The organism is Pseudomonas azerbaijanorientalis (assembly GCF_019139795.1).
In the GTDB taxonomy this organism is placed as follows: domain Bacteria; phylum Pseudomonadota; class Gammaproteobacteria; order Pseudomonadales; family Pseudomonadaceae; genus Aquipseudomonas; species Aquipseudomonas laurylsulfatiphila.
This window is the reverse complement of record NZ_CP077078.1, coordinates 4,925,178-4,951,413: the sequence shown is the minus strand read 5'-3', so window position 1 is coordinate 4,951,413 and position 26,236 is coordinate 4,925,178. Positions and strand designations below refer to the sequence as shown.

24 protein-coding genes and 1 pseudogene are annotated in these 26,236 nt (G+C 60.3%); 17 read left to right on the top strand and 8 right to left on the bottom strand.

Translation table 11 applies throughout. The features are described 5' to 3' along the window. Positions 1-111: 111 nt before the first annotated feature. Positions 112-2,355 carry a GTP diphosphokinase gene (gene relA, locus KSS91_RS22105; RefSeq protein ID WP_015096442.1) on the top strand — a complete coding sequence of 748 codons (2,244 nt, stop codon included), beginning with the start codon at positions 112-114 and terminating at the stop codon, positions 2,353-2,355. A 13-nt stretch (positions 2,356-2,368) separates the two neighbouring features. Here relA and KSS91_RS28355 read toward each other — a convergent pair. Beyond that, positions 2,369-2,449: pseudogene (locus KSS91_RS28355) on the bottom strand (outer membrane lipoprotein carrier protein LolA); the annotation flags it as partial. 44 nt (positions 2,450-2,493) lie between these two features. Between KSS91_RS28355 and mazG the strand changes: the two are divergent. The 3 genes from mazG to KSS91_RS22090 all read left to right on the top strand — a co-directional run bounded on the left by mazG (position 2,494) and on the right by KSS91_RS22090 (position 5,033). After that, a complete protein-coding gene (gene mazG, locus KSS91_RS22100; RefSeq protein ID WP_217836126.1) occupies positions 2,494-3,327 on the top strand; it encodes a nucleoside triphosphate pyrophosphohydrolase in 834 nt (277 codons plus the stop codon). A gap of 28 nt (positions 3,328-3,355) precedes the next feature. After that, a complete protein-coding gene (locus tag KSS91_RS22095) occupies positions 3,356-3,898 on the top strand; it encodes a DUF2058 domain-containing protein (RefSeq protein WP_015096441.1) in 543 nt (180 codons plus the stop codon). Positions 3,899-4,085: 187 nt separating this feature from the next. Beyond that, positions 4,086-5,033: a hypothetical protein gene (locus KSS91_RS22090; protein ID WP_217836125.1), complete on the top strand. Its 948-nt coding sequence runs from the start codon at positions 4,086-4,088 to the stop codon at positions 5,031-5,033. A 57-nt stretch (positions 5,034-5,090) separates the two neighbouring features. Here the strand turns inward: KSS91_RS22090 and KSS91_RS22085 are convergent, their stop codons facing one another. From KSS91_RS22085 to KSS91_RS22060, 6 genes are all read right to left on the bottom strand, one after another. Further along, positions 5,091-5,279 (bottom strand): hypothetical protein, encoded by a 189-nt coding sequence (locus KSS91_RS22085; RefSeq protein WP_007974549.1) that lies wholly within the window; start codon positions 5,277-5,279, stop codon positions 5,091-5,093. 399 nt (positions 5,280-5,678) lie between these two features. After that, the gene (gene fabB, locus KSS91_RS22080) at positions 5,679-6,899 is read right to left on the bottom strand and encodes a beta-ketoacyl-ACP synthase I (RefSeq protein WP_015096439.1); all 1,221 of its coding nucleotides are present in this window, start codon (positions 6,897-6,899) and stop codon (positions 5,679-5,681) included. Between the two features lie 11 nt (positions 6,900-6,910). Further along, a complete protein-coding gene (gene fabA / locus KSS91_RS22075) occupies positions 6,911-7,426 on the bottom strand; it encodes a 3-hydroxyacyl-[acyl-carrier-protein] dehydratase FabA (protein ID WP_003227150.1) in 516 nt (171 codons plus the stop codon). A gap of 247 nt (positions 7,427-7,673) precedes the next feature. Next, positions 7,674-9,575, bottom strand: a complete 1,902-nt coding sequence (locus tag KSS91_RS22070; RefSeq protein WP_217836124.1) for an ATP-binding protein — start codon at positions 9,573-9,575, stop codon at positions 7,674-7,676. Beyond that, positions 9,572-10,504 carry an ABC transporter substrate-binding protein gene (locus KSS91_RS22065; RefSeq protein WP_217836123.1) on the bottom strand — a complete coding sequence of 311 codons (933 nt, stop codon included), beginning with the start codon at positions 10,502-10,504 and terminating at the stop codon, positions 9,572-9,574. The genes KSS91_RS22070 and KSS91_RS22065 overlap by 4 nt, the downstream gene beginning before the upstream one ends. Position 10,505: 1 nt before the next feature. Next, positions 10,506-12,629 carry a TonB-dependent receptor plug domain-containing protein gene (locus tag KSS91_RS22060; RefSeq protein ID WP_217836122.1) on the bottom strand — a complete coding sequence of 708 codons (2,124 nt, stop codon included), beginning with the start codon at positions 12,627-12,629 and terminating at the stop codon, positions 10,506-10,508. Between the two features lie 195 nt (positions 12,630-12,824). Here KSS91_RS22060 and KSS91_RS22055 point away from each other — a divergent pair, with 195 nt between their 5' ends. The 11 genes from KSS91_RS22055 to pyrF all read left to right on the top strand — a co-directional run bounded on the left by KSS91_RS22055 (position 12,825) and on the right by pyrF (position 22,448). Further along, positions 12,825-13,850 carry an NAD(P)H-dependent glycerol-3-phosphate dehydrogenase gene (locus tag KSS91_RS22055; RefSeq protein ID WP_033047849.1) on the top strand — a complete coding sequence of 342 codons (1,026 nt, stop codon included), beginning with the start codon at positions 12,825-12,827 and terminating at the stop codon, positions 13,848-13,850. A gap of 31 nt (positions 13,851-13,881) precedes the next feature. Beyond that, a complete protein-coding gene (locus tag KSS91_RS22050; protein WP_007974561.1) occupies positions 13,882-14,229 on the top strand; it encodes a DUF4389 domain-containing protein in 348 nt (115 codons plus the stop codon). Continuing rightward, positions 14,226-14,681: a phosphohistidine phosphatase SixA gene (gene sixA / locus KSS91_RS22045; protein ID WP_217836121.1), complete on the top strand. Its 456-nt coding sequence runs from the start codon at positions 14,226-14,228 to the stop codon at positions 14,679-14,681. Before KSS91_RS22050 ends, sixA begins: the two co-directional genes overlap by 4 nt. 198 nt (positions 14,682-14,879) lie before the next feature. After that, a complete protein-coding gene (locus KSS91_RS22040) occupies positions 14,880-16,547 on the top strand; it encodes an AMP-binding protein (RefSeq protein ID WP_217836120.1) in 1,668 nt (555 codons plus the stop codon). Between the two features lie 32 nt (positions 16,548-16,579). Next, positions 16,580-17,023, top strand: coding sequence for a hotdog fold thioesterase (locus KSS91_RS22035; protein ID WP_015096431.1), 444 nt, complete (start codon positions 16,580-16,582; stop codon positions 17,021-17,023). Positions 17,024-17,149: 126 nt separating this feature from the next. Continuing rightward, complete coding sequence (locus KSS91_RS22030; RefSeq protein ID WP_217836119.1) at positions 17,150-17,956, top strand: alpha/beta fold hydrolase; 807 nt, start codon at positions 17,150-17,152, stop codon at positions 17,954-17,956. Beyond that, on the top strand, positions 17,953-18,807 hold the full coding sequence (locus KSS91_RS22025; protein ID WP_217836118.1) for an alpha/beta hydrolase: 855 nt from the start codon (positions 17,953-17,955) through the stop codon (positions 18,805-18,807). The genes KSS91_RS22030 and KSS91_RS22025 overlap by 4 nt, the downstream gene beginning before the upstream one ends. Positions 18,808-18,857: 50 nt before the next feature. After that, positions 18,858-19,517: a glutathione S-transferase family protein gene (locus tag KSS91_RS22020; RefSeq protein WP_217836117.1), complete on the top strand. Its 660-nt coding sequence runs from the start codon at positions 18,858-18,860 to the stop codon at positions 19,515-19,517. Positions 19,518-19,525: 8 nt separating this feature from the next. Next, the gene (locus tag KSS91_RS22015) at positions 19,526-20,332 is read left to right on the top strand and encodes a DUF4892 domain-containing protein (protein ID WP_217836116.1); all 807 of its coding nucleotides are present in this window, start codon (positions 19,526-19,528) and stop codon (positions 20,330-20,332) included. Positions 20,333-20,401: 69 nt separating this feature from the next. Further along, positions 20,402-21,457 (top strand): AI-2E family transporter, encoded by a 1,056-nt coding sequence (locus KSS91_RS22010; protein ID WP_126047040.1) that lies wholly within the window; start codon positions 20,402-20,404, stop codon positions 21,455-21,457. Between the two features lie 292 nt (positions 21,458-21,749). Then, on the top strand, positions 21,750-22,448 hold the full coding sequence (gene pyrF / locus KSS91_RS22005) for an orotidine-5'-phosphate decarboxylase (RefSeq protein ID WP_217836115.1): 699 nt from the start codon (positions 21,750-21,752) through the stop codon (positions 22,446-22,448). A gap of 86 nt (positions 22,449-22,534) precedes the next feature. Here pyrF and KSS91_RS22000 read toward each other — a convergent pair whose 3' ends face one another. Continuing rightward, entirely contained in the window at positions 22,535-23,539 is a 1,005-nt protein-coding gene (locus KSS91_RS22000) for an NADP-dependent oxidoreductase (RefSeq protein WP_217836114.1), read from the bottom strand. A 236-nt stretch (positions 23,540-23,775) separates the two neighbouring features. On the opposite strand from KSS91_RS22000, the gene KSS91_RS21995 reads away from it, so the two are divergent. Further along, on the top strand, positions 23,776-24,537 hold the full coding sequence (locus KSS91_RS21995; protein ID WP_015096425.1) for an SDR family oxidoreductase: 762 nt from the start codon (positions 23,776-23,778) through the stop codon (positions 24,535-24,537). A 263-nt stretch (positions 24,538-24,800) separates the two neighbouring features. Then, positions 24,801-26,186, top strand: coding sequence for an aminotransferase-like domain-containing protein (locus tag KSS91_RS21990; RefSeq protein ID WP_217836113.1), 1,386 nt, complete (start codon positions 24,801-24,803; stop codon positions 26,184-26,186). Positions 26,187-26,236 lie beyond the last annotated feature (50 nt).

The following is a 26,236-nucleotide window of genomic DNA, read 5'->3' as shown; positions in this document are numbered from 1 at the left end:
GGTCCGACTGGCCCGCCCGTGCAGCCGCGCACCGAGCCCGACGTGGGCGCACAGGCAACGAAGGTCAGCGATTTGACGCATTGAATCTGCGTCGTAGGGAAGGTAAGCAAGATGGTACAGGTGAGAGCACACCAGCCGATCAACACCGACGGCAGTATCAATCTCGAGGCTTGGCTCGATCACGCGGTGAGTGTCGATCTGGCACTGGATCGCGAAGCCTTGAAGGAAGCCTGCGAGTACGCTCGCGAGGCCGAACAACAAGCCAATGCGGCACAGAATCTGTGGTCGGAAGGTAACTCGACTTTCCGTACCGGACTTGAGATCGCCGAGATCCTCGCCGATCTCAAACTCGACCAGGACTCTTTGGTCGCCGCGATCCTGTATCGAGGCGTACGCGAAGGCCAGATCAAGTTGCCGGCGGTCAGCCAGCGCTTCGGTCCGGTGGTGGCCAAACTCATCGATGGCGTGCTGCGCATGGCCGCGATCAGCGACAGCCTGAGCCCGCGCAAATCCCTGGTGCTGGGCACCCAGGGCCAGGTGGAAAACCTGCGCAAGATGCTGGTGGCCATGGTCGATGACGTTCGCGTCGCCCTGATCAAGCTGGCCGAACGCACGTGCGCCATCCGTGCGGTGAAAACCGCCGATGACGAAAAGCGCAACCGCGTGGCCCGTGAAGTCTTCGACATTTATGCGCCACTGGCCCACCGCCTGGGTATCGGCCACATCAAGTGGGAACTGGAAGACTTGTCCTTCCGTTACCTGGAGCCGGACCAGTACAAGCAGATCGCCAAGTTGCTCCATGAGCGGCGACTGGATCGCGAGCGCTTCATCAGCGACGTGATGAGCCAGCTGAAAAACGAATTGCAGGCCACCGGCGTCGATGCCGACATCAGCGGCCGGGCCAAACACATCTATTCGATCTGGCGCAAAATGCAGCGCAAAGGCCTGGAGTTCAGCCAGATCTACGACGTGCGCGCCGTTCGCGTGCTGGTGCCGGAAATGCGCGACTGCTACACCGCGCTCGGCATTGTCCACACCCTGTGGCGGCACATCCCGAAAGAGTTCGACGACTACATCGCCAACCCCAAGGAAAACGGCTATCGCTCGCTACACACGGCGGTGATCGGGCCTGAGGGCAAGGTGCTGGAAGTACAGATCCGCACCCACGCGATGCATGAGGAAGCCGAGCTCGGCGTGTGCGCGCACTGGCGCTACAAGGGCACCGACGTCAAGTCCGGTTCCAATCACTACGAAGAGAAAATCTCCTGGCTGCGTCAGGTGCTCGAATGGCATGAGGAGCTGGGCGACATCGGTGGCCTGGCCGAACAGCTGCGGGTCGATATCGAGCCCGACCGGGTCTATATCTTCACCCCGGACGGCCACGCCATCGACTTGCCCAAAGGGGCGACGCCGCTGGACTTCGCTTACCGCGTACACACCGAAATCGGCCACAACTGCCGTGGCGCCAAGATCAACGGGCGCATCGTGCCGCTCAACTACAGCCTGCAAACCGGTGAACAGGTCGAGATCATCACCAGCAAGCACGGCACCCCGAGCCGTGACTGGCTGAACCCGAACCTGGGTTACGTCACCACGTCGCGGGCACGGGCGAAGATCGTTCACTGGTTCAAGCTGCAGGCTCGTGATCAGAACGTCGCGGCCGGTAAAACCCTGCTTGAGCGTGAGCTCAATCGCCTCGGTCTGCCGGCGGTGGATTTCGACAAGCTGGCCGACAAGGCCAACATGAAAACCGCTGAAGACCTGTTCGCCGCCCTCGGTGCCGGCGACTTGCGTCTGGCGCAACTGGTCAACCTGGCGCAGCAACTGGTCGAGCCGGAGCGCGGCAACGAACAGCTGGAATTGATTCCGCGCAAAGCCACGGGCTACAAACCGGGCAAGCGCGGGGATATCCAGATCCAGGGCGTCGGCAACCTGATGACCCAGATGGCTGGCTGCTGCCAGCCATTACCGGGCGATGCCATCGTCGGCTACATCACCCAGGGGCGTGGCGTGAGCATTCACCGCCAGGACTGCGCCTCGGTGCTGCAGCTGGCCGGGCGCGAGCCGGAGCGGATCATCCAGGTCAGTTGGGGGCCGGTGCCGGTGCTCACCTATCCGGTGGACATCGTCATCCGCGCCTACGACCGTTCCGGTTTGCTGCGTGATGTGTCGCAAGTGCTGCTCAACGAGCGGATCAACGTGCTGGCGGTCAACACCCGCTCGAACAAGGAGGACAACACCGCGCTGATGTCCCTGACCATCGAGATTCCGGGGCTGGATGCATTGGGGCGGTTGCTGGGGCGGATTTCCCAGTTGCCGAACATCATCGAAACGCGGCGTAACCGTACGCCATAAAACGGGGGCGCTTTACTGTAGGAGCGAGCTTGCTCGCGAAGAACCGGAGGGCGACGCGTTGATTCAGAACGCCCGCGTCATCGTTAACGTCCATCGCGAGCAAGCTCGCTCCTACAGGGAGCGGGCAGAGACTGATCGATGTATTCACTTGAAGATTTGCTACATCTGATGAACCGCCTGCGCGACCCGCAGTACGGTTGCCCATGGGACATCAAGCAAACTTACGCCACCATCGTCACGCACACCCTTGAGGAAGCCTACGAAGTCGCCGACGCGATCGAACGCGGTGACTTCGATCACTTGCAGGGCGAGCTGGGCGATCTGTTGTTCCAGGTGGTGTATTACAGCCAGTTGGCTCGCGAAGAAGGGCGCTTCGAGTTCGCCGGCGTAGTCGACAGCATCACCCGCAAACTGATCCGCCGTCATCCCCACGTGTTCCCCACCGGTGACCTGTATGCGCCTCTGGATGTTCCGCGCCTGAGTGAAGAGCAGGTCAAGCAGCGCTGGGAAGAGATCAAGGCCGAAGAACGTGCGGAGAAATCTTCGGCACCCGAACAGTTGTCGTTGCTCGATGACGTCCCCGCGGCATTGCCGGCGCTGTCCCGTTCGGCAAAATTGCAGAAACGCGCGGGGCAGGTCGGCTTTGACTGGCCGGACGCCTTGCCGGTGCTCGATAAAGTGCGTGAGGAGCTCGATGAAGTGCTCGAAGCCATGTCGGAAAACGATCCCGAAGCCGTTGCCGACGAGATTGGTGACCTGCTGTTTTCCGTGGTCAATCTGGCGCGGCATCTCAAGGTTGATCCGGAAACCGCACTGCGTGGTGCCAACGGCAAGTTTGAAAGACGCTTTCGTTTTATCGAACAGGCATTGCGCGATACCCGTCGTCCCATGGAAGATTGCACCCTCGAAGAGTTGGACGCCTTGTGGGGCGAAGCCAAACGTCAGGAAAAGAATTTGCCCAGCTGCGGTTGAGCCGTGGCCCAAGTGAGTAATAAGCACCATGAGCATTTCCCTTCGCGACCAGTTGCTCAAAGCAGGGCTGGTCAACCAGAAGCAGGCCAAGCAGGTCAGCAAAGACAAGCAGAAACAACAGCGACTGGCCCACAAAGGCCAGATCGAGCTGGATGACTCCCAGCAGCGCGCGGCGCAGGAAGCCATGGCCGAGAAGGTCAAGCGCGATCAGGAGCTCAACCGCCAGCAGCAGGAGAAAGCCGAGGCCAAGGCCCGTGCCGCGCAGGTCAAGCAACTGATCGAAGTCTCGCGCCTGCCGAAACTGACGACCGAGGATTACTACAATTTCGTCGACGACAAGAAGGTCAAGCGCATCTGTGTCAACACCCTGATGCGCAACAAGCTCAGCAGCGGATCGTTGGCCATCGTGCATCACGCTGGCGGCTACGAAGTGATTCCGCGCGAGGCGGCGCTGAAGATTCAGGAGCGCGATCCGCAGCGCATCGTGCAGCTCAATGTGCAGACTGAAGAGGTCATCGCCGAGGACGATCCGTACGCGGCCTATAAGATTCCTGATGACCTGATGTGGTAACAGATTCAATGTTCTAGCGGGCTTACATGTTTGCTAGTACTTTGCATGATTTATACATTGAGCCCGAAAGATTGTATCGATACGATCTTTCGGGTTTTCTTTTGCCAGGAAATAATATCTTTTTATAAGGGTGTTTGTGTCTTGAGAAAGCAAATGGAATGAACTTTAGTGTCCAAGGATGGAATAAATGCTTGTCAGTATCGCTTCGTTACGCCAATCCACTTTCAAGTCGCAGCTTTCACAGGCGCGACCGCTCGGGCAATCCATTCACGATTATCTGGACGATGAACTTGTCGCTCGTGCCGAGCTTGTACGCCGAAAAATCAAGATCGCTGCAAAAGCTGCTCGCGAGGATCATGGCGAGACCGCTTGTGTTTTCTTTACCCTGCCTGAGTTCTTCTGGAACATTCCCTGGCGCGAGGTCCGCAATGAAGAGGAGCTCCATGAGCTGAACTCTGCCTATCTGGAGAAAGTGCCAGCGTGTATAGCTTTGTTGATGACCGAGCTGCCAGTGGAACGCTATGGCAAGATTGTATTGCTGGCGGGAAGCTGTGCGACCCTCATCAAGGTTGGAGAAGGTGAATCGAGTTATTACGATGTTATTAATTACTTGCTGGCGATCACCAATAAAGAATATGAAGGCGATATTCCTTTGATGTCGATGTGGCCAAAGCGCCATGTATCAGGTATCGATTTTGGCAAGCACCTGGCTTCGGTAGGAGACTTTTGGCTATTCAAAATTTCCGAGGAAATCGAGATCAGGGTGAAGAAGCTCGGCAGCGTGTGGGCTGAGCACAGTTATTTCGGGGGTTATGAAGGGAAGTTCATCAATAGCCTCGTCAATGGCTGCCCTTTTGCAATCAACTTGTGCCTGGATTACTACAGTCTCAAAGAAGGCGAGCGCGACGTTCAGGTTGAGCTGATCGAGGCGAAAATCGATTTCCTGATCGCCTGCGGCATGAGTTTCGACTATGCCAAGCGTCATCCGTCTTCGCTGCAGTTTTCGATCCGCAATGACGGAATGGGCGATGGCGAGGTCGAGGTGGTCAGGCTTCAAGCGGGCTGGATTGTTGAAAGTGTCCCTTCGGTGCCGATCGAAGATGACCTTCATTTGACGCTGATCGAGGTTGTCTGATGTGGATGCAGCCTGCCCGGCAGTAAAGGGCAGGCTGCACGGTGGTGGAGTCTGTTTTCAACCGGTTGCGAGCTCGCGTTTGCGCTCGAGCATTTCCAGTTCGGCCCTGTAGTTTTGCGCGTCGGCCTCGGAATGGAACATACCGACCAGCAGGTCTTGTTGGTGCACGTCCCAGATCCGGATGCCGGCGGCTACACCCTCGTGGGATTTATGTGAATCGTCGCGTTCAGTTACTTTGACAGTCATCTGCTAGCTCCAATCTCTGTTATCTGCAGCAAGGCGTGTGCAGGCCTCTGTTATAGAGTTTGGTAGCTTGCTAAGTAAATAACCGAGTTTGGTAACGGTTTTTTGCAAAAACGGAAACAGTCCTGCAGCCCGCTAAATGCACGACATTCGGTCGCAGGCCATTGAGTTTCATGACAAAGGTTTCATGTTTGTGACGATGAAACTGCAGGCTGAATGCAAAACCTGTGGGAGCGGGCTTGCTCGCGAAAGCGATTTAACATTCAACATGGATGTCGGCTGACTCACCGCTTTCGCGAGCAAGCCCGCTCCCACAAGGATGTGGTGTTGCCCTGTTTTCAGACGAAAAAAAACGCCCCGAACCAGTCGGGGCGTTTTCATGTGCGGCTCAGCAGCGGGAAATTACTTGCCTTCCCAGCGCTTCAGTACCAGCGTGGCGTTGGTGCCACCGAAACCGAAGCTGTTGCTCATCACGGTGTTGATGGTGGCGTTTTCGCGGGTCTTGGTAAGCACCGGCAGGTCGGCCACTTCAGGGTCCAGTTCGTCGATGTTGGCGGAGCCGGCAATGAAGTTGCCTTCCATCATCAGCATGCAGTAGATCGCTTCGTGAACGCCGGCGGCGCCCAGGGAGTGACCCGACAGGCTCTTGGTGGAGCTGATGGCCGGAGCCTTGTCGCCGAACACTTCACGCACGCCTTTCATTTCCGCGACGTCGCCGACCGGGGTCGAGGTGCCGTGGGTGTTCAGGTAGTCGATCGGGGTGTCGACGGTGGACAGCGCCTGCTGCATGCAGCGGATTGCGCCTTCGCCGCTCGGGGCGACCATGTCGTAGCCGTCGGAGGTCGCGCCGTAGCCGACGATTTCCGCGTAGATCTTCGCGCCGCGGGCCAGAGCATGTTCCAGCTCTTCGACCACGACCATGCCGCCACCGCCGGCGATGACGAAACCGTCACGGTCGGCGTCGTAGGCGCGGGAGGCCTGTTCCGGGGTGTCGTTGCGCTTGCTGGACAGGGCGCCCATGGCGTCGAACAGGAACGACTGGCTCCAGTGCTCTTCTTCACCGCCACCGGCAAAGACGATGTCCTGCTTGCCCATCTGGATCTGTTCCATGGCGGTACCGATGCAGTGAGCACTGGTGGCGCAGGCAGATGCGATGGAGTAGTTCAGGCCCTTGATCTTGAACGGAGTGGCCAGGCAAGCGGAAACGGTGCTGCTCATGGTCCGCGTGACGCGGTATGGGCCGACGCGCTTGACGCCTTTCTCGCGCAGGATGTCCAGCGCTTCCATCTGGTTCAGGGTCGATGCGCCACCGGAGCCGGCGATCAGGCCGGTACGCGGGTTGGAAACCTGCTCTTCGGTCAGGCCCGAGTCGGTGATGGCGTCTTTCATGGCCAGGTAGGCATAAGCTGCCGCATGGCCGACGAAGCGATAGATCTTGCGATCGATCAGTTCTTCAAGGTTGAGGTCGATGGAGCCGGAAACCTGGCTACGCAGACCCATTTCGGCATATTCCGGGTTGAACCGGATGCCAGGGCGGCTTGCACGCAGGTTAGCGGAGACGGTCTCTTTGTCATTGCCCAGGCAAGAAACGATGCCCAGACCAGTGATAACGACGCGGCGCATGCGGATAACCCTTAGAAGTTGTCAGTGGAGGTGAACACGCCGACCCGGAGGCCTTCGGCGGTGTAGATTTCGCGACCGTCGACAGTGACCGAACCGTCGGCGATGGCCAGGTTCAGCTTGCCTTTGAGGACGCGCTTGATATGAATGTTATAGGTGACTTTCTTGGCGGTCGGCAGGACCTGGCCGAAGAATTTCACTTCGCCCGAACCCAGCGCACGGCCACGGCCCGGCAGGCCTTGCCAGCCCAGGAAGAAGCCGACCAGTTGCCACATGGCGTCGAGGCCCAGGCAGCCCGGCATCACCGGATCGCCTTCGAAGTGGCAGGCGAAGAACCACAGGTCCGGATTGATATCCAGCTCGGCGACCAATTCACCTTTGCCGTACTTGCCACCTTCTTCGCTGATCAGGGTGATGCGATCAACCATCAGCATGTTCGGGGCGGGCAGTTGCGCGTTACCAGGGCCGAACAGCTCACCGCGACTGCAGCGCAGCAGGTCTTCCCGGGTAAAGGCGTTTTGTTTGGTCATGCGAGCTCCTCAATAGTCCCATGCGGCAGGTGGGGCAAATCTTCCCGGCCGATCGAAGCGTTCATGCCTCGAACCGGCAGCCTACTCATAGACTATTGCGTTGTGGTGAAAGTCACAGCACCAAGGACATGAATGTACACTTGTGCACTGAAATTATTATTCAAGCCCCTTTTCGGGCCTGTCGAGGTGCCTAAGACTGCCGCACTTTCGCCTTTCACGCCAGTCGCAGATGGTCGAAAGGCCGGTACTACTGCACCCACCGTTGCAGAATTTGCTGCAGATCAGCCCGTTTGAATGGCTTGGCCAGGTAATCGTTCATCCCTGCCGACAGACAGGCCTCGCGATCGCCCTGCAAGGCGTTGGCGGTCAGGGCGATGATCGGCAGGTCGGTGCATCCGGGTAACTGGCGAATTTGCCGGGTGGCTTCATAGCCATCGATGATCGGCAAGCGGCAGTCCATCAGGATCGCTTCGAAAATCAGGCTCTCGGCACTGCGTACCGCCTGCGCGCCGTCGGCGGCGACACTGACCTTGAAGCCCAGGCTGCGCAACATGGCTTCGATGACCGTCTGGTTGACCGGGTTGTCTTCGACCAGCAGCACATTGCGCCCTTCGCCGTCGCTGTTGCCGGTTTGCGCGCGGGGGAGCAACAGTGGCTGCGTCTGCTGGTGCAGGGCCAGGGGAATTTCCAGGGTGAACACCGAACCGCGGCCTTCCTCGCTCTGCGCGCGCAAGGTGCCGCCCATGCGCTCGGCGAGGGTGCGGGCAATCGGCAGGCCCAGTCCGGTGCCGCCGTAGCGCCTTGAAATGGAGCTGTCGGCCTGCTGGAAAGCGTTGAACATCAATTCCAGGCTTTCGGCCGGGATGCCAATGCCGCTGTCGCGCACGGTGCAGGTGAACCACAGCAGTTCGTGATCCAGCGACTGCCATTGCGCCTCCAGGGTGACTCGGCCCCGCTCGGTGAACTTCAGCGCGTTGCCGACCAGGTTGACCAGTATTTGCCGGATACGCGTCGGGTCGCCCTTGACCTGCAAGCCGCGCATGTCGTCGGGGATCATCAGTTGCAGGTCGAGACCGCGTTGCGCGGCGCTGTGCTGGAACGACTGGGCGCAACTGCCTATCAGGTCGGCGAGGTTGAAGGGGATGTGCTCCAGTTCCAGCTCCGAACGTTCGATCCGCGAGAAATCCAGGATGTCGTTGATGACCTTGAGCAAGTGCTCGGTGGACTCCGAGGCCAGCGCCGCGTACTCCACCTGCTCTTCGGTCATGTCGGTGGTTTCCAGCAACTGCAGCATGCCCAGAACGCCATTCATCGGCGTGCGCAGTTCATGGCTCATCATGGCGAGGAAGTCGGATTTGGCGTTGTTGGCCTTTTCCGCCTCTTCGCGGGTCTGGATCAACTGCGCCATGGCCTGATGCTGTTCGCGGCTGGCCTGCTCGAGACCGCTGGCGAGGTTGTTGATGTGTTGCGAGAGCGCCCCCAGCTCGGTGTCATCGACAATCGGCAGCGGTTTTTTGTAATCGCCGGCCTGGATCGCCTTGACGGCATTGCCGATATCACGGATCGGTTGCGACAGGCTACTCGCCAGGCGTCGGGCCACGAGGAAGGTAAACAGCAGGGCAAACAGCGCCAGAATGGCAGCCTTGAGCACGATTTCCTGCTGGCGCCGGCTGAAGGCATCGTTGGACAGCCCGACGATCACCCGGCCGAGGTAGTCCTCGGTGGGGGCGGCAGTGGCGGTTTTGCTGCTCTGGAAAAAGTCATTGTGCAAAGCGATTCGCTGAAGCCGTATGGGGGCCTGGAACACTTCGAGCTGTTGCGCGCGATTGTGGTGTTCGTTCGGTTGTTCGACATACACCAGAACCCGGTTGGCGCTGTCCTGGATTTCCAGAAAGCTCACATTGGGCGTGGCCAGCGTCGCCTTGAGCAAGCTTTCAAGCACTTCGCTGTTGCCCGAAATCACCCCGTACTCGGTGGCGGGGGCCAGTTGGTTGGCGATCAGCTGTCCGGTGTGGGAGATTTCCTGACGCAGATCCTGGATGCGCACGAAGGTGAAGAAGCTGATCAGCAACAAGGTCAGCAGCAGGGCAGGGCCGAGGCTGATGAGTTGGGTGCGGGTGTTGATGTCCCAGCGACGGCGCAGGTTCATGGACGGCGTTCTCCTTCAGCCAGCAATGTGGCGACAGACGCTTCGTTTATCTCTTCGATACCCAGGGAGCGCGCCACCTGGGGATTGCTCGCGACCTTGAATCGATGGGGATAGTGCGAGCGTGGCCAGGTGGCCGGTGGCCGGTCGAGCAATTCGTCGAGGACCGCCAGCCAGTCACTCTGATCGCTGTAGGTGCTGGCCAGGCTCCCGGCCTTGACGAAGCTCGCGTTGGGGCCGATCAGTGCCATTTGCCGCGAGTAGCTGCTCAGCAGCAGGTTCTTTGCGGTTTGCGGGTTGTACAGGTCGGCGTCGTCCAGTCCCAGCAACACGTCGCTGTTCTTGAGCAAGGTCTGTAACGGGCGGCTGTCGTGAATGTTGTTCCAGCGTTGGGTGATCACCTCAAGGCCCAGGGGGAGGGCGGCCTGACGCAGCTCATCCAGCAGGAATTCACTGTGGTTGTCGTAGAGCACGCCGATGCGTTTGGCTTGGGGCAACAGGGTGCGGGTCAGGCGTAATTGGCGGTCCGGCGGTGGATCGCTCCACAGCAGGCAAAGGCGCGCCGGCAGCGAGTTGTTCAAACGTTGCCGGGCCTGCAGGCGGCTGATACGCAGCACCAGTGTCGCCGGGCCCTGGATGTTCTGCAGGCGCCAGTCGAGGCTGGGCAGGTCGAGGAGAATCAAGCGGATATTTTCCGGCAGTTGTTCCGGTACCGGCAAACTGGCCAGCGCCTGGAATCGCACGTTGTCGTTCGGTCGCAACTCGCTCAGGGCCTGGGTAAACGCCCGCACACCGGGGCTGTCTTCGGTCCCCGTGAGCAAAATCTCGGCCGCGTTGCCCGCCAGGCTGCCCAGCATGCCGGTGAACAACAGGCAAAGCATCGCCAGTAACCGGCCCAAGGTCGGTGTTCTCCAGGCCGGGCGACACGGCATCTTAAAGTTCCAGCTCAGCACTGAAGTACATCACATGGCGCTGGTCATAATGGTTATCGCTGAAGGTGGTCGGCTGATTGTCCAGGCGTTGCTGGAGCACCCCGGCCAGCTCCAGGCTGGCCTTGCCCAAGGCGATACGTTTGGCGATGCGCGCATCGACCCGTTCGAAGCGGTAGCCGTTGAGGGCGTCGTCGCCATAATAGAAAAGCGCACTGTTCAAGCCCTGACCCCAATCGCGCAGCCATCCGGCCGAACCACTGTTGCTTGCAGTCTGTCTGGCATCCAGCGGATTGCTGGCGTCGGCATCGACGTAGGCAAAGGTCAGTCGCAGCCGATCGAAGCTGCCGACACGCCAGTCGAGCTGGGTTTCGGCTCCCGAAAAACGCTCCTTGTTGGCGTTGCTGGCGATGTACTGATTGTTGCGCAGCGGTTCACTGATCATGCCGGTGATTTCGTCGTGGAACAGCTTCACGTCGAGTGCCAGCCCCGCTTCAGGGAAGTAGCCGTTGTAGCCCAGCTCCCGGGAGCGCATGTGCTCTTGATCGAGGTCGCCGGGGCCGCGGGTCTTGACGAAATAACGGGCGCTGGACTGGCCAAAGGCACCGGGCCTGAGGTTGGTGACCTGATAACTCCAGTTGACGTTGTTCTCGAACATGTCCGGCGAACGGATGGCCTCGGAGTACACCGCACGCAAGCCATGGCGCGGGTTGATCAGGTAGTTGACCGCCACGCGGGGTGTCAGTGAGCTGCCGATCAATCGGGCATCTTCGAACATGGCACCGCCTTGCAGCAGCCAGTGTTCGCTGGCACTCCACTCGATCTGGCCAAACACCCGCCAGGTTCTGTCATCGAGTGTGCCATTGAAATAAGTCTCGGAATCCGCCCGGTCGTAACGATAGTTCATCCCGCTGAGCAGCCGCAGGTTATCGGCAAGGCTCAGGGTATCCTGGAGTTCAAGGTCGTAGCGCGTTTCCCGGGTGCTCTGGTCGATGTCACCGCAAACGGTCTGGTTCGCACCGTTGCGCCATTGATCGAGTACCTGGTTGGCCAGCGCCTGCTCGGCGGGTGTGCCAGCCGGGGCACCACGGTCGGTGAAGCGTGTGATGTTGCGGGCCAGGCGTTCGGTGTAGTTCGGGTTCAGTTGCCAGAGTTCGGTCAGTTGCGGGCTGAACGAGATTTCTGCGTCGCAGGCGCGCCAGGTTTGCTGGCGATCCCAGTGTTGGGCCGAGCCCTGGATATAAAGGCTGTGATCGGGATTGATGTCCAGGTTCCAGCGCAATGACCCGGCGTAGTCCTTGGCGGTGACGTCGGAGTCGTTGCCGGCGCGGGTAATTCCCGGAAACACCGGTCGGTAGGTATAGGGCCGCTGGTTGGTGCCGTCCTTGGCATTCAATTGCCAATCGAGGCTTTGCCGTTCGTCGAGGCTCTGGCTGACGGCGAGGTTGAAGCGATCGAGGCGACGACTGTCATGGTAATCAGCGCCCGTTCGGTCGGTGTCGAAGCCGTCGTCTTGCTGGCCGGACAGGGACAGGCGCATGTCACCATCCTCCCAGCCCAGGCCCTGGCTGGCGTAAAAGTCGTTGATGCCGCGTTGGCCCCGGGTGACCTTCATGCGCGTACCGTGACTGTCGGCCGGCCGCCGGGTAATGATGTTCACCACCGCCATCAGCGCGTTGGCACCGTAGCTGACGGTATTGGGCCCGCGGAAGACTTCGATGCGCTCGATGTCTTCCATGGCCACCGGAATGTCGCTCCAGTCGACGGTGGAAAGGCCGGCGCGATACACCGAGCGCCCGTCGATCAGTACTTGCATGCGTCGCGCTTCAGTTGCATTGGTGCCGTGGTAGTTCACCGCGGCCTGGTTGCCGCTGATGTTGCCGACCATCATCCCCGGCACCAGGCGCAGTAGTTCGCTGATGTCGCGGGCACCGGTGGCGTGGATCAGGGCGCTGTCGATCACCGTCATGCTGCCCGGCACGGCAGCGGGCGACTGCTTCAGGCGCGTGGCCGTGAGCACTTGCGGCAGCGGTTCGCTGTCCAGAAACAGGTCGTCGGCCAGCACCGGCGAGCTGAAAATCAGCGCCAGTACCAGAGGCGAACGCGGTGAAGGAGCACCCGGAGACACAACACATCCCTGTCAGTGATTGATGGCGCGCATGTTAACCGAGCCGAATGACTTTTCCATTCACGATGTCTGCATTTTCCTCGGTTTTATTGGTCTTCTTCCTACGGGTGCAGGTATTTGATGTCGGGGCTGGCCGCCGATGGGCTGCCCCGTATAATGCCGACATCGCCACTGGTATGGATTAACGGATTGCATATGACTGAACAGCGCCCGATTGCGGTCCTGGGAGGCGGAAGTTTTGGAACCGCCGTGGCTAATCTGCTGGCCGAGAACGGGCATCAGGTCCTTCAGTGGATGCGTGACCCCGAACAGGCCGAGGCCATTCGGGTCAATCGCGAAAACCCGCGTTACCTCAAAGGCATCAAGATTCTGCCCGGTGTTACCCCGGTCACCGACTTGCAGGCCACCCTGGATGCCTGCGACCTGTGTTTCGTCGCATTGCCCTCCAGCGCGCTGCGCTCGGTGCTGGTGCCGCACGCCGAACGCTTGAGCGGCAAAATGCTGGTGAGCCTGACCAAAGGCATCGAAGCCCACACGTTCAAGTTGATGAGCGAGATCCTTGAAGAGATCGCCCCGCAGGCACGCATCGGCGTTCTGTCCGGCCCCAACCTGGCCCGCGAAATCGCCGAACATGCGCTGACGGCCACGGTGGTCGCCAGTGAAGACGAAGAACTGTGCCAGCAGGTTCAGGCCGCGCTGCACGGCCGCACCTTTCGTGTTTATGCCAGCGCCGACCGTTTCGGCGTGGAACTGGGCGGTGCGTTGAAAAACGTCTACGCAATCATCGCCGGCATGGCGGTGGCGCTGGGCATGGGGGAAAACACCAAGAGCATGCTGATCACCCGGGCACTGGCGGAAATGACCCGCTTCGCGGTGAATCAGGGCGCCAACCCGATGACCTTCCTGGGCCTGGCCGGCGTGGGCGACTTGATCGTGACCTGTTCTTCGCCAAAGAGCCGCAACTATCAGGTCGGCTTTGCCCTCGGCCAGGGCCTGAGCCTGGACGAGGCTGTCACGCGCCTGGGCGAAGTCGCCGAAGGGGTCAACACCCTTAAAGTACTCAAGGCCAAGTCCCAGGAGGTTGGCGTGTACATGCCGCTGGTCGCCGGGCTGCACGCGATCCTGTTCGAAGGCCGCACGCTGGAGCAGGTCATCGGTCTGTTAATGCGTGGTGAGCCGAAAACCGACGTCGACTTTATTTCCACCAGTGGTTTCAATTAATCACGCTTGCCAGAAAAGCAGGGAGTTGCGCATGAACGATCCAAAAGTAGAAGCCAAGTATGAATCCATCCTGTTACGCGTGTTGTGGATGATCGTCTTCGTGCTGGTGTGGCAAGTCGCGCAGTTCATCCTCGGCGCCGTCGTGCTGGTGCAGTTGATCTATCGTTTGTTCTATGGCGCCCCAAGCGCCAGCCTGATGAACTTCGGCGACAGCCTGAGCCAGTTTCTGGCGCAGATCGGTCGTTTCGGCAGCTTTCACAGCGACCAGAAGCCTTGGCCGTTCGCCGACTGGCCGACGCCGCGTACACCGGAAGGTGAGGCGCCGCATGTCGTGGCACCGGCACCGCATCCGGCTCGAGATGAGGAACCCAAGCTATGAAACTCTGGGTATTGCGTCATGGTGAAGCTGTACCGCATGGCTCCCGCCCCCACGATTCGGAGCGGGAACTGACGGATAACGGTCGTAAGGAAGTGCTGCGCAGCGCCGCGCTACTGATCGGGAAACCGCTGACGGCGATTTACGCAAGTCCCTACCTGCGAGCGCAGCAGACGGCGCAACTGGTGCGCGAAACACTGGGGTTCGAGCCGGAAATCCGCACTGTCGAGTGGCTGACACCGGACACAGAGCCGGACAAAGTCGCCGAGCAAATGGTGGCGGTGAGCGATGTCCTGTTGGTCAGTCACAACCCGCTGGTGGGCAACTTGCTGAGCTACCTGCAACACGGCGCCGGATATCCATCGGAAAAGGTCAGCACCGCCGGCTTGGCCGAGCTGGAGAGCAATGAGTTGCTGGTCGGGTCGATGAGGCTCAACAGCATCAAGCACCCTTAGCTCCGCTTTTCTGTGGGAGCGTGGCTTGCCCGCGAAGGCATCGACTCGGTTATGCCTGATAAACCGCGGAGCCTGCATCGCGGGCAAGCCACGCTCCCACAGGTACGTCATAACCCGAAAAGTTTTGTATGAAATAGTCAACCAAGCACTTGCTTGGTTGACTACGCTTGCTCCAGAACAAAAACACAGGAGCGAGTCATGTCTGCTGCTTTTCGTTTGCCGCTGGACGTTTTCTACGAGCGTGAGGCCCGTCATCCCCGCCAGCGCTTCCTGGTTCAGCCTGTCGGAGGCGGCCAGGTCGAGACCTTGACCTGGGCGGACGTCGGTCATCAGGCCCGTTGCGCGGCCCATTGGTTGCGAGCGCGGGAGTTGCCACAGGGCAGCCATATCGCCCTGATCTCGAAGAACTGTGCGCACTGGATCATTGCCGACCTGGCGATCTGGATGGCCGGGCATGTTTCGGTGCCGTTGTACCCCAACCTCACCGCCGAGTCGGTTGCCCAGGTGCTCGAACACTCGGAGGCGGCGCTGGCGTTCATCGGCAAGCTCGATGATTGGCCAGGCATGTCCCGTGGCGTCAGCCCCGACCTGCCGACCATCAGCCTGCCCCTGCATCCGCCAGGTACGTTCGATTTCAGTTGGGCCGACCTGCAAGGCAGCTCGCCGATCCAGGACGATCCGAAACCTGCCGCCGATCAACTGGCGACCATCATTTACACCTCCGGCACCACGGGCATGCCCAAAGGCGTGATGCACAGCTTCGGCACTCTGGGGTTCGCCACCACACGCGGCACTGCGTTGTTTGGCCTCAACGAGTCGGACCGGTTGTTGTCCTACCTGCCGCTGTGCCATGTTGCCGAACGGATGTTCGTCGAACTGGCGTCGATTTATACCGGCCAAACGGTATTTTTCGCCGAGAGCCTCGATACCTTCCTCACCGACCTGCAGCGTGCACGCCCGACCGCACTGTTTGGCGTGCCGCGCATCTGGACCAAATTCCAGATGGGCGTGTACAGCAAGATCCCGGCAAAACGTCTCGACTTCCTGCTTGGCCTGCCGATCATCGGCAAACGGGTCGGGCATAAAGTCCTCGCCGGCCTGGGGCTGGATGCGTTGCGCATCGCATTGTCCGGTGCGGCTCCGGTGCCGCAGACCTTGTTGCAGTGGTACCGCAAACTGGGACTGGACGTGCTGGAGGTCTACGGCATGACCGAGAGTTGCGGTTACTCCCACATCGGCATGCCGGGTCAGAACAAACCGGGCTGGATCGGCAAGCCGTGCCCTGAAGTTGAAGTGCGGATCGCCGAGACGGGGGAGGTCATGGTGCGCAGTGGCGCGACCATGCTCGGCTATTTCAAGGAACCGGAAAAAACCGCTGACACCATTACCGAGGATGGCTTCCTGCGCACCGGCGACAAGGGCGAGGAAGACGCCGAAGGCAATCTGCGCCTGACCGGGCGCCTGAAGGAAATCTTCAAGACCAGCAAAGGCAAATACGTGGCGCCGGCACCGATTGAAAATCGCCTGGCCGTGCATTCGCGTATCGAACAGGTGTGCGTGGTGGGCGATGGCTTGAGTGCACCGCTGGGTTTGTGCGTGCTGTCGGCGGTCGGCCAACAGGATGCAGGCGGGGCCGCACGCGCCGGCCTGCATTCGAGCCTGGAAAAACTGCTGGAGGAGGTCAACGGCGCGCTCGACAAGCATGAACAACTGCGGCGCCTGGTGGTGGTCAAGGACAGTTGGGCGGTGGAAAACGGCTTTCTCACCCCGACGCTGAAGATCAAGCGCAATGTGATCGAGGCGGCGTACGGTGAGCGTTTTGTAGAATGGAGCGAGCGCAGCGAAGCGGTGCTGTGGCAGGATTGATTCACGAACAAAACCAACAAGGAAACCCTGCGATGAGCCTGTGGCGCACCACTCCTAACATCGAGCAGTTGAACGCAATCCAGAAAAACACCATCGGCGAACTGCTGGACATCCGTTTCGAAGCTTTTGACGATGAGTCCCTGACCGCCAGCATGGTCGTCGATCACCGCACCCATCAGCCTTACGGCTTGCTGCATGGCGGCGCCTCGGTGGTGCTGGCCGAATCGGTCGGCTCGATGGCCAGCTACCTGTGCATCGATGCCAGCAAGTTCTATTGCGTGGGCCTGGAAATCAACGCCAACCATTTGCGCGGCCTGCGCAGTGGTCGGGTGACGGCGGTGGCCAAGCCGATCCACATCGGCCGCACGACCCATGTCTGGGACATTCGGCTGACCAGCGATGAGGGCAAGGCCAGTTGTGTGTCGCGGTTGACCATGGCGGTGGTGCCGCTGGGTGAGAATCCGCCGTTACGTTGACGGTTTGAAATCAAAAGATCGCGGCCTGCGGCAGCTCCTGCCACCATTCCTGGTAGTTATGGTCATTGCTGTAGGACACGGTCTTACGGACAATCAACGTCTGTTTTCGCTCATGGATTTGCAGGTATGTCGCAACAGATCTTTTTCGCCCACGCCAATGGTTTTCCTTCGGGGACCTACGGCAAGTTGTTTGCGGCGCTGGCACCGGAGTTTCAGGTGACGCATCTGGAGCAGCACGCCCACGACCCGCGTTACCCGGCGGACGACAACTGGTACAACCTGGTGGACGAGCTGATCCATCACCTGCAACAACAGGCTGAACCCGTGTGGGGCGTCGGTCACTCCTTCGGCGGGGTGTTGCACCTGCATGCGGCCTTGCGCTGCCCTGAGCTGTATCGCGGGGTGGTGATGCTCGACTCGCCAGTGCTGACACGAGCCGATCAATGGGTCATACGTGCGGCCAAACGCTTCGGTTTCATCGACCGTCTGACGCCGGCCGGCCGTACCCTGGGTCGCCGTGAAGAGTTCGCCGACCTGGAAAGCGCCCGGAAATACTTTGCCGGTAAAACCCTGTTTCGCAGTTTCGACCCCGAATGCTTCGATGCCTACCTGCAACATGGCTTGCACCAGGTCGGCGACAAGCTGCGCCTGCGGTTCGACCCGGCCACGGAAATCAGCATCTATCGCGGCGTGCCGCACACCAGCCCGGGCAGCACCCGCAAGTTGCAAGTGCCACTGGCGGTGGTTCGCGGGCACAACAGCCGCGTGGTGATGCGCCATCACGCCAGTTCGGTCGACCGCCTGCCGTTGGGTGAGTCGTTGACCATGCCCGGCGGCCACATGTTTCCGCTCGAGCGTCCCCTTGATACCGCGCAAATGCTCAAAGGCCTGTTCCATCGCTGGGACGGCCGTCGACAACAGGATTGCGCATGAGCCACGCCGTCGAAGAAGTTCGCCTGAGCCTGCCGCACATCGAGTTGGCGGCACACCTGTTCGGTCCTGAAGACGGTTTGCCGGTCATTGCCCTGCATGGCTGGCTGGACAACGCCAACAGCTTTGCCCGTCTGGCCCCCAAGCTCAAAGGCCTGCGCATCATCGCGCTGGACATGGCCGGTCACGGTCATTCCGGGCATCGCCCGCCGGGAGCCGGTTACGCCATGTGGGACTATGCCCACGATGTGCTGCAAGTCGCCGAACAGCTTGGACTGAAGAAGTTTGCGCTGATGGGGCATTCTATGGGCGCCATCGCTTCGCTGATCATCGCCGGGTCGATGCCCGAGCGGGTCACCCACCTGGCGTTGATCGACGGCATCATTCCTCCTACAGACAAAGGTGAAAACGCTGCCGAGCGCATGGGCATGGCCTTGCAGGCGCAACTGGATCTGCGGGAGAAACGCAAACCGGTCTACGACACCCTCGACCGTGCCATTGAAGCGCGCATGAAGGGCCTGGTGGCGGTCAGCCGCGAGGCCGCGGAGCTGCTGGCGCAGCGTGGCCTGATGCCGGTATCGGGTGGTTATACCTGGCGCACCGACAATCGCCTCACGCTGCCATCGCCACTGCGCCTGACCACGGAGCAGGCCATGGCCTTCGTCCAGCGGGTCAAATGTCCTGCAACGCTGGTGGTCGCTGCCGACGGCATGCTCGCCAAACACCCCGAGTTGCTGGAGCGTCTACCCTTTAGCCGGGAACAACTGCCAGGCGGCCACCATTTGCACCTGAATGACGAGTCCGGTGCCGATCTTGTCGCAGACTGTTTCAATCGGTTCTTCGCCATTCCTTGACTTGCGTCGGGCAACTGTCGAGGCTTGGCGGGTTGAAAAGGGAGACAACCATGATAGATCTCTACACCGCTGCGACCCCGAATGGCCACAAGGTCTCTATCGTGCTCGAGGAACTCGGCCTGCCCTACAGGGTGCATGCCTTGAGTTTCGACAAGAAGGAGCAGAAGTCCGCGGACTTCCTCAAGATCAACCCCAATGGCCGGATTCCGGCGATTGTCGACCGCGCCAACGGCGATTTCGCTGTGTTCGAGTCCGGCGCCATCCTGATTTACCTCGCAGAACAGACCGGCAAACTGATGCCGAGCGACCCGAAGGGACGTTCGCTGGTGTTGCAGTGGCTGATGTTCCAGATGGGGGGGATCGGCCCGATGCAGGGCCAGGCGAATGTGTTCTTCCGCTACTTTCCGGAAAAACTCCAGGGCGCCATCGACCGCTATCAGCATGAAACCCGTCGCCTCTACGAAGTGCTCGACACGCGTTTGCAAAGCGTGGAGTTCCTGGCCGGCGAGTACAGCATTGCCGACATCGCTACCTTTCCCTGGGTGCGCGGCTACGAGTGGTCGGGCGTCTCGGTGGAGGGCTTGACGGCGTTGCAACGCTGGATGGCAACCCTGGAGGCCCGGCCGGCAGTACAGCGTGGTCTGCAGGTACCGCAACGCGCCGATGAAGCCAGTGTCATCAAGGGCGCCCAGGCCATGCTGATCCGATGAGTCTATCCATGCGTTCATTCAGTTTGCTGGTGCTGTGCAGTTTCAGTCCCTTGTTATTCGCCGCCGATGTTCCGGGCAGTCAGGACCTGCCGATAGTGCCGCGCATGGTCGACGCCCAGATCGTCGACTATCGCCCTGCCGCCGAACTGGAGCGGATCTACCCCTTGGGCTCGATCCGCAAGATCAGTGGCCAGTTACGTTTCGACGGTCAGGTCAGTTCTCGCGGCAACGTCTCTTCGGTGACCTACGAGTTGCCAGCGGAGCACTCATCCATCGAGGCGTTCACCGCTGCCCGTGAGGCATTGCAACAGCAGGACGCCGGGTTGCTCTTTTGGTGCCAGGCGCGCGATTGCGGCGAAAGCAGCCTCTGGGCCAATGAAGTCTTTGGCAACGCCAAGCTGTACGGTGCCGACGATCAACAAGCCTATTTGCTGCTGCGACTTGCCGCGCCACGGGATAACACGCTCGTCGCGCTGTACAGCATCACCCGCGGTAATCGCAAGGCCTACCTGCATGTCGAGCAGTTCGACGCTACGGCACCGCTGGGTGAGTTGCTGCCGACCTCCGCGACTTTGCTGCGTGAACTCAAGAGCACCGGCGAACTGGATTTTTCCACGTTGAGCGGCGCACCTGACGAGACCTGGCTACGCCTGATTTCCCGCGGACTGAATCTGGACACCACCTTGCGGGTCAGCATTTCCGGAGCGAACGCCGAAGCCTGGCGTCAGGCCCTGATTGCCCAGGGCGTGCGTGCCGCGCGGATGGAAGCCGGCAGTGCCGAGGGCTCTGGCCTGCACATCGAGCTATTGCGGTAGGCTGTACCGGGCGAGCGTGCACGCTGCGTTCGTCTACTCTTTTGCTGACTGATATTTTCGGGATTTTCGATGATCAATAACGATCGCCTGTTGGTGCAGATCCTGCTCGTGGTGCTGTTCGGCGCGAGCTTCTGGGTGATGGCACCGTTCTGGTCGGCGATGTTCTGGGCCGCAGTCCTGGCATTTGCCAGTTGGCCGCTGATGCGCTTGCTGACCCGTTGGCTCAATGGCCGCGAATCTCTGGCGGCGGCATTGCTGACACTGGGCTGGATGTTGCTGGTCGCGGCACCGCTGGTGTGGCTGGGTTTCAACCTCGCCGATCATGTGCGTGATGCCACCGCATTCATCAAGGATGCGCAGGTCGAGGGGTTGCCCGAAGCACCGGTCTGGCTGGGTTCGATTCCCTTGGTGGGCGAGCGGTTGGTCGGGATCTGGAACAGCATCGATGAGCAGGGCGCGGCGATGATGGTGGCGCTCAAGCCTTATCTGGGACAGGTGGGTAACTGGTTGCTGGCGCGCAGCGCGCAGATCGGCGGCGGTATTCTCGAACTGACCCTGAGCATGGTCTTCGTGTTCTTTTTCTATCGTGACGGACCGCGTCTGGCGGCGTTTGTGCACACATTGCTGGAACGGCTGATCGGTCAACCGGCCGGCTACTACATTGAACTGGTGGCAGGCACGGTGCAGCGGGTGGTGAACGGTGTGATTGGCACAGCGGCGGCCCAAGCGATCCTGGCGCTGATCGGGTTCCTGATTGCTGGAGTACCGGGTGCGCTGGTACTCGGCATTGTCACCTTCATGCTCAGCCTGATCCCGATGGGGCCGCCGCTGGTGTGGATTCCGGCGACCGCGTGGCTGGCCTGGAAAGGCGAGTACGGGATGGCCATATTTCTCGGCATCTGGGGCACATTCGTCATCAGCGGTGTCGACAACGTGCTCAAGCCGTACCTGATCAGCCGTGGCGGTAACCTGCCGCTGGTCATTGTGCTGCTTGGGGTGTTTGGCGGGTTGATTGCCTTTGGCTTTATCGGCCTGTTCATCGGCCCGACATTGCTGGCGGTGGCCTATAGCCTGTTGATCGACTGGAGCAAGACTCAGGCACGGGTTGAGGATCGCCTGCCCTGAAGGTCCAGGATCCGTAGCCCACTGAGCCGCTGAGGGGCAGTGGGCTTTTTGTTGCGGTACAGGGCCTCATCGCGAGCAGGCTCGCTCCCACAAAGGGTAGGTGTGGCTTACAAATACGTGGTAGACGGATAACTGCAGTCACGGGGGTTCTTCCAGTGTCAACTGCCCGCCCTATGGCCTCGGGGGCTAGTCTTGCCTGAGCCATTTCGACGATTTACCGATCATCGGGTCCCGCAGCGGCGCTGGTTCCGCTACAATGCGCGCCGATTTCGACTTGCCTGAGAGCCCACTCATGTCCGCCTGCCAGACTCCTATCATCGTCGCCCTGGATTTCCCTACCCGTGACGCCGCACTGAAGCTGGCCGATCAGTTGGACCCGAAGCTGTGCCGGGTCAAAGTCGGTAAGGAACTCTTCACCAGCTGCGCTTCGGAAATCGTCGGCACCCTGCGCGACAAGGGTTTCGAAGTGTTCCTGGACCTCAAGTTCCACGACATCCCGAACACCACCGCGATGGCCGTCAAGGCCGCTGCGGAAATGGGCGTGTGGATGGTCAACGTGCATTGCTCCGGCGGCCTGCGCATGATGGCCGCGTGCCGTGAAGTGCTGGACCAGCGCAGAGGTCCCAAACCACTGCTGATCGGCGTGACCGTGTTGACCAGTATGGAGCGTGAAGATCTGGCAGGTATCGGTCTGGACATCGAGCCGCAAGAGCAGGTTCTGCGCCTGGCCGCCCTGGCGGAAAAAGCCGGGATGGACGGCCTGGTGTGCTCGGCCCTGGAAGCCCAGGCGCTGAAATCGGCACATCCGTCGCTGCAACTGGTGACCCCGGGGATTCGTCCGGCGGGCAGTGCCCAGGACGATCAGCGTCGCATCCTGACGCCACGTCAGGCACTGGATGCCGGTTCCGACTATCTGGTGATCGGCCGTCCAATCAGCCAGGCGGCTGATCCGGCGAAGGCGTTGGCCGACGTAGTGGCCGAACTCGCTTAAAAGATCGCAGCCTTCGGCAGCTCCTACATGGGATCGCGTTTTCCTGTAGGAGCTGGCGCAGCCTGCGATCTTTTGATCTATCGCTTTTAAACCTTCAGCACCAGCTTCCCGAAATTCTCGCCGTTGAACAATTTCATCAGCGTCTCCGGGAAAGTCTCCAGTCCTTCGACGATGTCTTCCTTGCTCTTGAGTTGCCCCTTGGCCATCCAGCCGGCCATTTCCTGGGCGGCGCTGGCGTATTGGGCGGCGTAGTCCATCACCACAAAACCTTCCATGCGCGCGCGATTGACCAGCAGCGACAGATAATTGGCCGGCCCCTTGACCGCTTCCTTGTTGTTGTACTGGCTGATGGCACCGCAGATCACCACCCGCGCCTTCATGTTCAGGCGGCTCAACACCGCGTCGAGAATGTCGCCCCCCACATTATCGAAATACACGTCGACACCTTTCGGGCACTCGCGCTTGAGGCCGGCGAGGACGTCTTCGCTCTTGTAGTCGATAGCACCGTCGAAACCCAGTTCATCGATCAGGAACTTGCACTTGTCCGCGCCGCCGGCGATGCCAACCACCCGGCAGCCCTTGATCTTGGCAATCTGCCCGGCAATGCTGCCCACGGCGCCGGCCGCCCCCGACAGCACTACGGTGTCACCGGCCTTCGGCGCGCCTACGTCGAGCAGGGCGAAGTAGGCCGTCATCCCGGTCATGCCCAGTGCTGACAGGTAACGTGGCAGCGGTGCCAGTTTCGGATCGACCTTGTAGAAACCTCGCGGCTCGCCGAGGAAAAAATCCTGAACCCCGAGGGCGCCGTTAACGTAGTCCCCGACCGCGAAGCCCGGATTGTTCGACGCGATGACTTTACCCACCCCCAAGGCGCGCATGACCTCGCCGAGTCCGACCGGCGGGATGTAGGACTTGCCCTCGTTCATCCAGCCGCGCATGGCCGGATCCAGGGACAGGTATTGGTTTTCGACCAGGATCTGGCCCTCTGCCGGCTCACCGACCGGTACTTCCTGGTAGGTGAATGTCTCACGGGTCGCCGCGCCAACCGGACGTTTGGCGAGCAGGAATTGGCGATTGGTCTGGGAGGTCATGACAGGCACTCAAGATGAATGAAGCTTTGTTGATAGCCGGTCAGCGCCGATGCCGCAAGTTCGGCTGATGCGGCGAATGCAGGTTGATCCAGTGCAGTGATAGTTGGTACGGCTGTTCCATCACTGCAACTCATGGGCGCCCAACCGGAGTCCTGATAGTGCTGCCGCGCTCAGCACCTCCATGGCTAGACTGGCCCTGCGCGATTCCCCGCTTAATTCTCTTCGAGGACATAACAATGAGCATGACGTTTTCCGGCCAGGTGGTTGTGGTGACAGGCGGGGCTGCCGGTATTGGCCGCGCGACCGCCCAGGCATTTGCCGCCGAGGGCCTTAAGGTCGTAGTGGCCGATATGGACACGGCGGGCGGCGAGGGCACGGTGGCGCTGATTCGTACGGCCGGTGGCGAGGCGACCTTCGTGCGCTGCAACGTTACCCTGGAAAGCGATGTTAAAAATCTGATGGAGGAGGTGATCAATACTTACGGTCGCCTTGACTATGCCTTCAACAATGCCGGCATCGAAATCGAGAAAGGCAAGCTGGCCGACGGTTCGCTCGACGAGTTCGACGCAATCATGGGCGTCAACGTCAAAGGCGTCTGGCTGTGCATGAAGTACCAGTTGCCGCTGCTGCTGGCGCAAGGGGGCGGCGCGATCGTCAATACGGCTTCGGTGGCGGGCCTGGGGGCAGCGCCGAAAATGAGCATCTACGCAGCCTCCAAGCATGCGGTGATCGGCCTGACCAAGTCGGCGGCCATTGAGTACGCCAAGAAAAAAATCCGGGTCAACGCCGTGTGCCCGGCGGTGATCGACACCGACATGTTCCGTCGCGCTTATGAAGCCGACCCGAAAAAAGCCGAGTTCGCCAACGCCATGCATCCGGTCGGTCGCATCGGCAAGGTCGAAGAAATCGCCAGCGCGGTGCTGTATCTGTGCAGCGATGGCGCGGCGTTCACCACAGGGCACTCATTGGCCGTGGACGGTGGCGTGACAGCGTTCTGAAACTGCACTCCACAATGCAGAAAACACGGAACCTGTGGGAGCGGGCTTGCTCGCGAAGAGGGCGTGTCAGCCGACATATTTGTTGATTGATCCACCGCATTCGCGAGCAAGCCCGCTCCCACAGTTTTTTTGGTTCCTCGAAGGGGCCGGGCAATGTGTTTCAAATAAATAGATCGAATGGTTTTGGCGGCGTTGTCGCACATGCCTTCGAACTCTCCTGTGATTAACTGCTTCCCGCAAAATCAACAGGAGTTTGCTTGCTCATGGAGTTGAGAATCGACCGACAGGCGCTGGTGCCCGTCGTACAGCAAATTGTTGACGCGCTGACCTGCTGGCTCCATTCCAGCGGGGTATCGCCCGGTACGCGCCTGCCTTCGGTGCGACAGATCGCGCGGATCAATTTGCTCAGTCAGTCAAGCGTCACTCAGGCCTGTGAACGCCTGGTGACGCAGGGGATGCTGGTGGCAGGTCATGGGGCCGGCTATACAGTTGCCGACCCGGCATTGGTCGCGAACGCAAGGCACGAACCCGCGTGGTTTGAGGGGGTCGAACCCGAGTATGGGCCGTGGTCGGTTGAGTTGAGGCTGGGCTGTGGCGGGCTGCCTGAAAGCTGGCGCGAGACCGACGATCTGATTTACGCGATCCGGCAAGTCAGTCGTACCGATACGGCCAGTCTGTTCAACTACAGCACCCCGCTGGGTTTGCCAGCCTTGCGGCAACAGATACTCAAGCGCCTCAGGCAACTGGACATCCAGGTACAGGACAACCGGATCATGACCACGGCGGGTGCCAGTCAGGGACTCGACCTGATTGTGCGGGCACTGTTCAAGGCCGGTGATTTCGTGGTTGTGGAAAGTCCCGGTTATCCGTTGCTGTTCGATCTGCTCAGGCTGCAAGGCATCCACGTGGTCGAGGTGCCGCGAACACCGCGCGGGCCGGACGTGGACGTGCTCGAATCGGTGCTGGCCAAGCACCGGCCTCAAGGGCTGCTCATCAATAGCTTCTTTCACAACCCGACCGGCAGCAACCTTTCGCCCGGGGTGGCGCGTCGTGTGCTGCAACTGGCCAGGTCCTTTGGCGTGCAGGTGATCGAGGACGACGTTTATGCGGATTTGCGCAGCGGTTGTGGTACGCGACTGGCTGCGCTGGACGACAGCGTGGTCTACGTTGGCAGCTATTCCAAGACCCTCAGCAGTTCTTTGCGGGTCGGTTTCGTGGTGGCCGATTGCACAGTCATTACGCGTCTGGCCGAGGTCAAGATGATCTCTGGCATGGGCGCCTCGCGATTTTGCGAGTCCGTGCTGGCGTGCCTGTTGGCTAACGGTGCCTACGGCAAACTGGTGCAACGTCAGCGCCAACGCTTGAACAACGACCGGCTGGCGGTGTTGCAAATGCTCGAGGATGCCGAATGGGAAGTCTTCGGCAAGCCGGCGGGAGGCCTGTTCATCTGGGCGCGATCACGAATGTCCGACTACGATCAGGTGCTGGCTCAGGCACGGCGTCTGGGTGTGGTGTTGTCATCGAAGACCGCCTTCAACGCCTCGGGTGGGGCCAGTGACTGGCAGCGTATCAATGTGGCTTATGCCTGCGACCCGCGTGCCCGTGCGTTCTTTCAGGCCACTGCTCGGGATCGACCTCAAGCGTTCTGAAAGCGACGTTGGCGTAGCTTTTTGCCATTATTCCGGCGCCAGAGCCTTGT